6 protein-coding genes are annotated in these 8,251 nt (G+C 64.6%); all 6 read right to left on the reverse strand.

The window, feature by feature from the left end; all coding sequences use genetic code 11:
- Positions 1-44: 44 nt before the first annotated feature.
- Positions 45-962: an alpha/beta hydrolase-fold protein gene (locus JOZ79_RS04345; RefSeq protein WP_294071120.1), complete on the reverse strand. Its 918-nt coding sequence runs from the start codon at positions 960-962 to the stop codon at positions 45-47.
- Positions 959-2,455 carry a tryptophan halogenase family protein gene (locus tag JOZ79_RS04350; protein WP_294071122.1) on the reverse strand — a complete coding sequence of 499 codons (1,497 nt, stop codon included), beginning with the start codon at positions 2,453-2,455 and terminating at the stop codon, positions 959-961. Before JOZ79_RS04350 ends, JOZ79_RS04345 begins: the two co-directional genes overlap by 4 nt.
- Positions 2,455-4,518, reverse strand: coding sequence for a glycoside hydrolase family 97 protein (locus tag JOZ79_RS04355; RefSeq protein WP_294071125.1), 2,064 nt, complete (start codon positions 4,516-4,518; stop codon positions 2,455-2,457). The genes JOZ79_RS04350 and JOZ79_RS04355 overlap by 1 nt, the downstream gene beginning before the upstream one ends.
- Positions 4,515-6,119 (reverse strand): alpha-amylase family glycosyl hydrolase, encoded by a 1,605-nt coding sequence (locus JOZ79_RS04360; RefSeq protein ID WP_294071127.1) that lies wholly within the window; start codon positions 6,117-6,119, stop codon positions 4,515-4,517. Before JOZ79_RS04360 ends, JOZ79_RS04355 begins: the two co-directional genes overlap by 4 nt.
- Positions 6,109-7,932 (reverse strand): alpha-amylase family glycosyl hydrolase, encoded by a 1,824-nt coding sequence (locus JOZ79_RS04365; protein WP_294071130.1) that lies wholly within the window; start codon positions 7,930-7,932, stop codon positions 6,109-6,111. Before JOZ79_RS04365 ends, JOZ79_RS04360 begins: the two co-directional genes overlap by 11 nt.
- A gap of 20 nt (positions 7,933-7,952) precedes the next feature.
- Positions 7,953-8,251: tryptophan 7-halogenase (locus JOZ79_RS04370; protein WP_294071132.1), on the reverse strand; the 299-nt coding region annotated here is incomplete at its 5' end.

Below are 8,251 nucleotides of genomic sequence, written 5' to 3' on the forward strand. Positions count from 1 at the left end.
GCGTGTCGGGGGTTCAAGTCCCTCCTCCGCTACCATTCGCTTCCTCAGTCAGGCGGCAGCAGAAACTGCAGCGGCACCGCGACCCGCGATGCCCAGCTGATCTCATTGTGCTTTTCGCCCGGGTAGCTGAGGCTCATCCAGTTGATGTTCTTGGTGTAGCCGCGGCGGCGGACAACTCCGTCTACCCGCTTCTGGTAGCGGGCATAGACGGCATCGAGCGTCTCGCTGCCGTGGTCGAAATAGAGCCGGTGGGTGCGCGGGTCCGGAAGAGCAGGGGTCAGGTAGCGAACGAAAGCCGACGAGACGGTCTCATATTCGGAGTCCCCGACGGATTTGCCGTCCGGGGTCATGAACAGGGGCCAGTGGGTCGACATCATCCCGGCGCCGCCGAACACCTGCGGATATTGGTTGATCGCGTCCAGGGAGACCAGCGAGCCCATCGACGAGCCCATGATGACCGTGTTGGCGCGATCGGTACGGACGTTGAAGCGCCTGTCGATCATCGGCTTCAGCTCGCGGACGATGAACTTGAGGTAGCCGTCCGCCAGCGGCGGCCCCCCATAGAGCGCCTTGATCTTGGTCTGATAGTCGGACGGCAGGCCGGTGAAGGCTCTGGACGGAAGGTATTCCTGGAGCCGCTTGGGCGTGTTCCAGATGCCGACGACGATGGCCGGACGGACCTGATTTTCCTTGATCAGCTCGTCGAGGGTCTCGTCGATCTGCCATTCCATGCCGTAGCCGGCGGTCGCCTTGTCGAACAGGTTCTGGCCGTCGTGCATGTAGAGCACGGCATATTTCGGCCCATCGGATCGATAGCCGCTCGGTAACCAGACCTGGACGTGGCGTGGATCCGCATAGGCCGATTTGACGATGCCGAGATCGACGAGCGTGCCAGCGCCCACATCGGCGGCGGCTGGAACCGAGAGCAGGACAAGGACTAGGGCGAGGACGTATCGGATCATCTTGTCTCCTCGAGGCGTGCGAGCGCCTCGGAATGGCCTGGGAAATTCATTGCGCAGCCGCTGACGAAGCGCTCGATATGCGCCATGTCGATCGGGCTGATATCGGGGGCGGGCGGGAACAGCCGGCTGTCATCCGGGAAGTTGCCGTAGCCGGCGAGCATGCAATGCCAGGATTGCGGCGGATAAGCGGTGGCGCCTTGCTCAAGCACTTCCCGCTCGAGATCGGCACCGGTGAACCAGGCAGTGATGATGCCCTTGAGGCTGTCCGAGAGGCAGTCCATCCGCGCTGCGTCGCGCCAATAGTCCGTGTCGCGGCGCAGGGCCGTGCGATAATGGCAGACGAGATAGTCGCGGATGCCCTCGTATCGATGGGCGACCGACGCGTTGAAGCCATCGCGGTCACCGGTTTCCCAGGCGTCGAGGAACCGCTCGACCGTCATCACCACGACGTGCAGCGCGGTAGCCTCCAGCGGCTCGACAAAGCCCTGGGCCAGCCCGACCGCGACGCAGTTGCGAACCCAGCTGCGCTCGATCCGGCCGCAGCGCATGTCGAGATGCCGAACCTCGGCGTCCACGGCCAGACCGAGGTGGGCGCGCAGTTCTGCGGCGGCCGACTCCTGGTCGATGTAGCGCGACGAATAGACGTAGCCATTGCCGGTCCGGCTGCTCAGAGGGATTTGCCACGCCCAGCCCGCCGACAGCGCTGTCGAGCGGGTGCAGGCGATGATCTCGCCATGCGAGCGCGGCGTGGCAGCAACGACCGCGCGATCGTTGAAGAGATTCTCACCGAAGGGGCGATGCGGTTCCTTCAGCGCGCCTTCGATAATCGCGGCGCGAAATCCGCTGGCGTCGACGAACAGTTCGGCTTCGAACCGACGGCCGTCCTCCGCGACGAGGGCGGCGACGTTGCCTTCATCGGTAAGTTCGACGTGGGCGATGCGCGCGTCCATATGCTCGACGCCTCGAGCCGTCGCCACCTCGCGGAGAAATGCGCCGAGGAGGACGGCATCGAAGTGATAGCCGTAGCTGACAACGAATGGGAAATTATCCGGCGCGACGGGCGCCCGGCCCTCCCGGGCGATGCGGGTCGGCAAATAGAAGGCGTCGGGATGTGCCGGTACGTTCCGCCCGGTGCGGCGCGCGCGCGTTGCGTAGAAGAACGCGGGCTGGGTAAATCCGTCGACCTCGGTCGGGAATGGGTGGAAGTAGCGCTCGTAAGCGGGGCGGTCGGACCAGCCTTCGAACTCGATGCCCGCCTTGTAGGTCGCGTTGCAGCGCGGCATCCATTCGGACTCGGCGATCCCGAGCTGATCGAAGAAGGCCTTGAGCTGTGGGGTCGAGCCCTCTCCGACGCCGATGATGCCGATGGCGCTGGATTCGATCAGCATAATCTTCGTGCCGTGCCCTGCCCAGCGCCGTTGCAGCAGGTTCGCGGCCATCCATCCCGCGGTGCCGCCGCCGAGGATGACGACCGACCGGGGCGGAGCGGGCATCAGCGGGCGATGGGCACGAACCGGACGGCCGTTCCGCCGCCCGGAGCGATGCGCTCGGCGAGCCGGTCGGTGGAGGTCACGATCCGCTTCTCGATCACGATCGAGCGCGGGTTGGTGCGGTAGTCGGCGTCGTCACCGTCACGGTAAATCTGAGCTTCGTAGCGACGACCGGGCTGCAGGAAACCCAGCGACACGTCGAAACGGCGCTCCTGCTCATCGCCGACCGCGCCCAGGAACCATTCGGGAGAGCCGCGGGCCTTGCGCGCGAACACAGCCAGGTCGCCGACCTCGCCAGCCAGCATCCGGCTGTCGTCCCAGTCGACGGCGACATCCTTGATGAACTGGAAGGCTGCGGGGTTGGCAGCGTAGTTCTCCGGCAGGTCTGCGGCCATCTGGATCGGCGAGTAGATGACGACGTAGAGCGCCAGCTGCTTGGCCAATGTCGACAGGATCGGGGTATTGCCCTTGCCCATCAGGCTGAGGACGCCGGGCGTGAAGTCCATCGGGCCGCTGAGCATCCGGGTGAAGACGAGGTTCGCCTCATGCTCGGGCGGGTTCTTGGGCACGCCCCAGGCATTATATTCCATGCCACGCTCACCCTCACGCGAGACCCAGTTGGGGTAGGTGCGCCGGAGGCCGGTGTCCTTGACCGGCTCGTGCGCGTCGACGGTGATGTGGCGCTTGGCGGCTTCGGTGATGACCTTGAGGTGGTGGCGGACCATCACCTGGCCCTGATGCCATTCGAAGTGGATCTTGCCGTCCGGCCCGAGCGCCTGGATGCCTCCGGCGTCCGCGACGTAGCCCGTTTTCACATTGTGGATGCCGAGCCGCTGATAGAGGTCGAAAGCCGGCCCCATCTGCTTCTCGTAATTGGCGATGTTGCCGGCGGTTTCATGGTGCCCGATCAGCGCAATGCCCTTGGCTTTCGCGTAGGCGGCGACCGCTGGCAGGTCGAAGTCCGGGTACCACTGCGTGAAGCTGAAGTCCGAGCCGTTGCCGAACCAGGGGCCGTCCCAGCCTTTGTTCCAGCCTTCGACAAGGACTCCCTTGAAGCCATTGGCGGCGGCGAAGTCGATGTAGCGTTCGGCATTGGCGGTGGTTGCACCATGCTTCGGACCAGAGTTCCAGGTCGCCTGGTCGAGGTGCATCGCCCACCAGATGCCGACATATTTCATCGGCTTGACCCAGCTGACGTCACCCAGCTTGTTCGGCTCGTTGAGGTTCAGGATGATCTGCGCGGACTTGTAGAGGGCAGGGGCGTCCGGCGCGATCATGATCACGCGCCACGGCGTCGTGAACGGCGCGTCGCGAGTTACCTTTGGCCCCGTCGACGACGGCATGAGATTGGCCTTGAAGACACGGCCCTGCACGCGGCGGAGATCCATTCCGGAATAGTCGACCAGCGCGGCCTCGTGGATCGACAAGTGAAGCCCGCTTGCCGTGCGAATTGTCAGCGGCGTCTGCGCGAATCCGACCTCTTCGACCGGGGTTCGGCGATAGAGATATTCCTCGCGATTCCATTCCTGCGCGTCGTCCCACCAGGCGGTGCCGGGCTCGGCGATGGCGAATTCCGTGAGCTCGTCGGCGATGTTCGCCTGCGTGAGATTGGGCTGGCGCGGGATGTCGTAGCGGAAGCCGATGCCGTCGTCGTAGACGCGGAACTCGATGGACATCCGCCGCTTGAGCGCGCTCGTCTCCGCGAATGTGACGGTCAGCTCGTTATAGTGGTTGCGGATGGTGCGATATTCGCCCCACGGCTCGTCCCAGCTGCTGTCCGATGTCGCCGTCGACAGGCCGGCGAAAGCGAAGTTCCGAAGCATTTCGGGCGCATCGGTGAACAGGAAGCCGAGCCTGCTGTCGTCGATGACCGGCTTGCCCAGCCGGGTCACGCGATAGCCGACGCGGCCCTCGGGGTTCAGCGTCACCTCGACATGCAGGACATGCGAGGGGGAATCGACGCTCGCGACTGCCTGCGCGCTTGGAGCGGCCTGCTGTACGGTCTGCGCCGCAACTGGGGCGGCGAGGAAAATCAATGCAAATGCAAACAGCCGGGCAAGTGTCATTCGGTCACCTCGATCACTGCTGCGTAGGGGCCCAGCGTGCCGTCGGCAACAGCGCCGGTGGCGATCAGGACTCTGCCGTTCGCCGAATGTGCGACCGCTTCCTCCGATAGATTGAACGAGCAGCGCAGGCGCTCGGCTCCGGCGATCCGATCCAGTACCAGCTTCCGCTCGCCGGCTTCGACGATGCGCAGCGATCCCGTCCGAAGCGCGGCGTGAGCGCGCCGCAGCGCCAGGCAGCGCCGAGTGAATCGAAGGGTCGAATCCGCGTCGCCTTCCTGGATGTCGATGGCCAGCGAGCGGTGGCTGTCGCCAGCAGAAAGCCATGGGTTGCCCGACGAGAAGCCGAGGTTCGGCGCGCCCGCATTCCACGGCATCGGCGTCCGCGCGCCGTCCCGGCTTAGCGTCTGTGGCCAGTTGGCAATCGCTTCAGGGTCCTGGAGCTCTTCGAACGGCACGTCCACCTGCGGCAGGCCGAGTTCCTCGCCTTGGTACAGAATAATCGACCCGCGAAGTGCCGCGAGGAGGAGGATCTTCATGCGAACGAACGGACCGCAATGTTCGCCGCCGCACCACCGCGACACTGCCCGTGGCGCGTCGTGGTTCTCGAACGCCCAGGTCGGCCAGCCCATCCCCGGGGTATCCGGCCAATCCTTGACCGCTTCGGCGACGAGCGCCGGCGTGAGGCCGTCAGCGTAGAGAAAGTCGAAGCCGTACGCGCTGTTCAGGCGGTGGTTGCCTTCAGTGAAGGCATGCATCTCTGCGAGGGGACCGGGTCCGCCGACCTCGGCCACGGTGAAGGCGTCGCCTATCACGCCGCGGAGCCTGTGCAGGAAATCGACGATCGCCGGGTGCGACTGGTTGTGGAGGTGGGTCTGGAAATCGAAGGGCCGGGTCCGTTTGCCGCCTTCGGGTGCCGGCGGGTTATCGCGCAGTGCGGGATCGTGCATCGCGAAGTTGATCGCATCGATGCGGAAGCCGTCGACCCCGCGGTCGATCCAGAACCGCGCGACGTCGAGGATCGCATCCTGCACCGCCCAATTGTGGAGGTTGAGGTCCGGCTGCTCTGTCAGGAAGTTGTGGAGGTAATATTGGCCGCGCCTTGCGTCCCATTGCCAGGCCGGGCCGCCGAACACGGACTGCCAGTTGTTCGGTGGCGAGCCATCGGCCTTGGCGTCGGCCCAGACGTACCAGTCCGCTTTAGGATTGCAGCGGCTCGAACGGCTCTCCTGGAACCAGGGATGCTGATCCGAGCTGTGCGAATAGACCTGGTCGATAACGACCTTGAGCTTGAGCGCGTGAGCGTGCTCGACGAGCGCATCGAAGTCCCCGAGGGTTCCGAACACCGGGTCGACGTCGCAATAATCGGCGACGTCATAACCGAAGTCGCGCATCGGCGATGTGAAGAAAGGCGACAGCCAGATGCCGTCCACGCCAAGGCTTGCGACATAGTCGAGTCGAGCGGTGATGCCGGGCAGGTCTCCGATTCCGTCGTCGTTCGAATCGGCGAAACTGCGCGGATAGATCTGGTAGATCGCCGCGCCTTTCCACCAGGGTGCGCTCGATCCGGTAACCGGTGAGCGTTCCACGTCCTCAGCGAGCATTGCAGACTGCATAGCCGAGGGCGGGGACGTCGACGCTGACGCTGCCGGGCGCGGCTGCCCGGGCGGGGCAGGCGCCGGCGAGCGCGTCGAATTCCACCGATCGCGTTTCTACGCGCACGTTCTGGTGGATCGGCGTCGTCGACGTGTTGAACAACAGCAGCATCTCGCGTCCGCTCGCAGGGTCGAGCCGCGACACGGCGAACAGGCCGGGCTTGTCGGACGCATAACGGATGAGCTGCAGCCCCCGCGTCAGCGCCAGGTGGCTGGTGCGGATTCGGCTGAGCTGGGCGATCTCTCGGTACAGCGGATGCTGGGGATTGAAGCTGTCGGCGGCGGTCGTCGCGTTCGTCCCGAGCAGAGCGTCGGAATTGTAGCTCGCCACCTTGCTTGCGAACATGTCTTGGCGCGAGTCCTGGTCGCCGCCCTTGCCGGCGAAGCCCTGCTCGTCACCCGAATAGATGGTCGGCACGCCGCGCAGCGTCAGGAGCATTGCGTGGCCCAGCATGTCGCGCTCCAGAAGCTCCTCGCCAGCGAGCTTTGAGGCGAACATCCGCATCAGCATCGGGAAGCGGCCAGCATCATGGTTGCCGATGAAGGTCGGAAGGCGCAGCGCGGCTTCCTCGCCACCCTCATAAAGCGAGTCGGCGCGAAACAGTCGGGTCAGCTCATCCGTCCCAGCGGCTCCGGACACGACATCGACCACAGCCCGCGTGAAGGGGAAATCGAGGACACTCGGCAACTTGTCGACGCGCGTGTTCACGGCGGTGTGCGCCGGGTCCATCTCGCTCGTCGAGACCTCGCCGAAGATGTGGAAGTTCGGAATTCCCCGAGCTCGTGCGCGCGCCAGCATGGCGGGCACGAACTTCTGCCAGAATTCGGGATTCACATGCTGCGCCGTGTCGATGCGGAAACCGTCGACGCCATATCTGTCGATCCAGGCGCCGTAGATGTCGATCATGCCCTGAACGACGCGCGGATTCTCCGTGAAGATGTCGTCGAGGCTGGAGAAGTCCCCCATCGTGCTGGACTCGCCGCGGAAGGTCGAGTTGCCGCGATTGTGGTAATAGATCGGGTCGTTGAGCCAGGCCGGAACCTTCACGTTGCGCTCGCTGGGCGGGATGCGCACGGTGTAGGCGTAATTCGGATCACGAAGGCGGTCGAAGTTCGCCGGGCTGCCGTCCTCTTCGCCCGTGAAGCCACGGTTGATCGGAGTGCCGTTCACGCCGCCGCGGAGCTGGTACGGATAGTCGGCAACGCTCCGGTATGGGCAGTCGAGCTGGTTGTTGCATTCCGCGAGCTGGATGACGTCGGCCGTGTGGTTGACGACGATGTCCATGTAGAACTTCATGCCGCGCGCATGCACGGCATCCACCAGGGCCTTGAAGTCCGCGTTGGTGCCGAGGTGTGGGTCGACATGCGTGAAATCGGTGATCCAGTAGCCGTGATAGCCCGCGCTCTCGCGCCCCGGCGGGCCCTGGACAGGCTTGTTGGTGAAGATCGGCGCGACCCATACCGCAGTCGCCCCAAGGCCCTGGATATAGTCCAGGCGCTTGATCACGCCCTTGAGATCGCCGCCGTGGTAGAAGCCCTTGTCGGTGGGATCGAAGCCGGTCGCGAGACGCCCGCCACTAAGGTGCCCGCGATCGTTGGTCGGATCGCCGTTCTCGAACCGATCCGGGAGCAGGAAGTAGATCACTTCGTCCTGCGGCAGGCGCGACCGGTAATCGGACGCCGGAGCGGCCTGGGCGGCCTGTGGCAGGCTAATCGCAATCGCTGCCGCCAGTGCCGCTCCGACGGTCGATACAATTGCCATTCGGACGCTACGAGACGCAATCATCGGGGTTCTCTCATTTGCTCGCCCGTCATCGCCGCCACGAATTGCCGATGCGGCGGCAGGCTCTCTGCTTTCAATCGATAGCTCCTGGCGAGGCTCTCGAGGAATGGCCCGATGTCCTCGGCGGGAACGTTATCGGCGAGGGGCGACCAGCTTTCGGGCAGAATCCCGTGGCCGATCATGACCTGGCCCCAGCTGTCGTCCAAAAACAGCTCGTCCTCTTCGCGCATGAAGAGACCGGAGTCACGAAACAATGCGATCTTGTCGGCAAGTGTCGTTGGTAATTGCATGTGCCTGC

It is taken from the genome of Sphingomonas sp. (genome assembly GCF_019242355.1).
In the GTDB taxonomy this organism is placed as follows: domain Bacteria; phylum Pseudomonadota; class Alphaproteobacteria; order Sphingomonadales; family Sphingomonadaceae; genus Sphingomicrobium.

Excerpts from the sequence above, each read along its gene's own strand:
- JOZ79_RS04345 (WP_294071120.1), bottom strand. The coding sequence starts at position 962 with ATGATCCGATACGTCCTCGCCCTAGTCCTTGTCCTGCTCTCGGTTCCA.
- JOZ79_RS04350 (WP_294071122.1), bottom strand. The coding sequence starts at position 2,455 with ATGCCCGCTCCGCCCCGGTCGGTCGTCATCCTCGGCGGCGGCACCGCG.
- JOZ79_RS04355 (WP_294071125.1), bottom strand. The coding sequence starts at position 4,518 with ATGACACTTGCCCGGCTGTTTGCATTTGCATTGATTTTCCTCGCCGCC.
- JOZ79_RS04360 (WP_294071127.1), bottom strand. The coding sequence starts at position 6,119 with ATGCTCGCTGAGGACGTGGAACGCTCACCGGTTACCGGATCGAGCGCA.
- JOZ79_RS04365 (WP_294071130.1), bottom strand. The coding sequence starts at position 7,932 with ATGGCAATTGTATCGACCGTCGGAGCGGCACTGGCGGCAGCGATTGCG.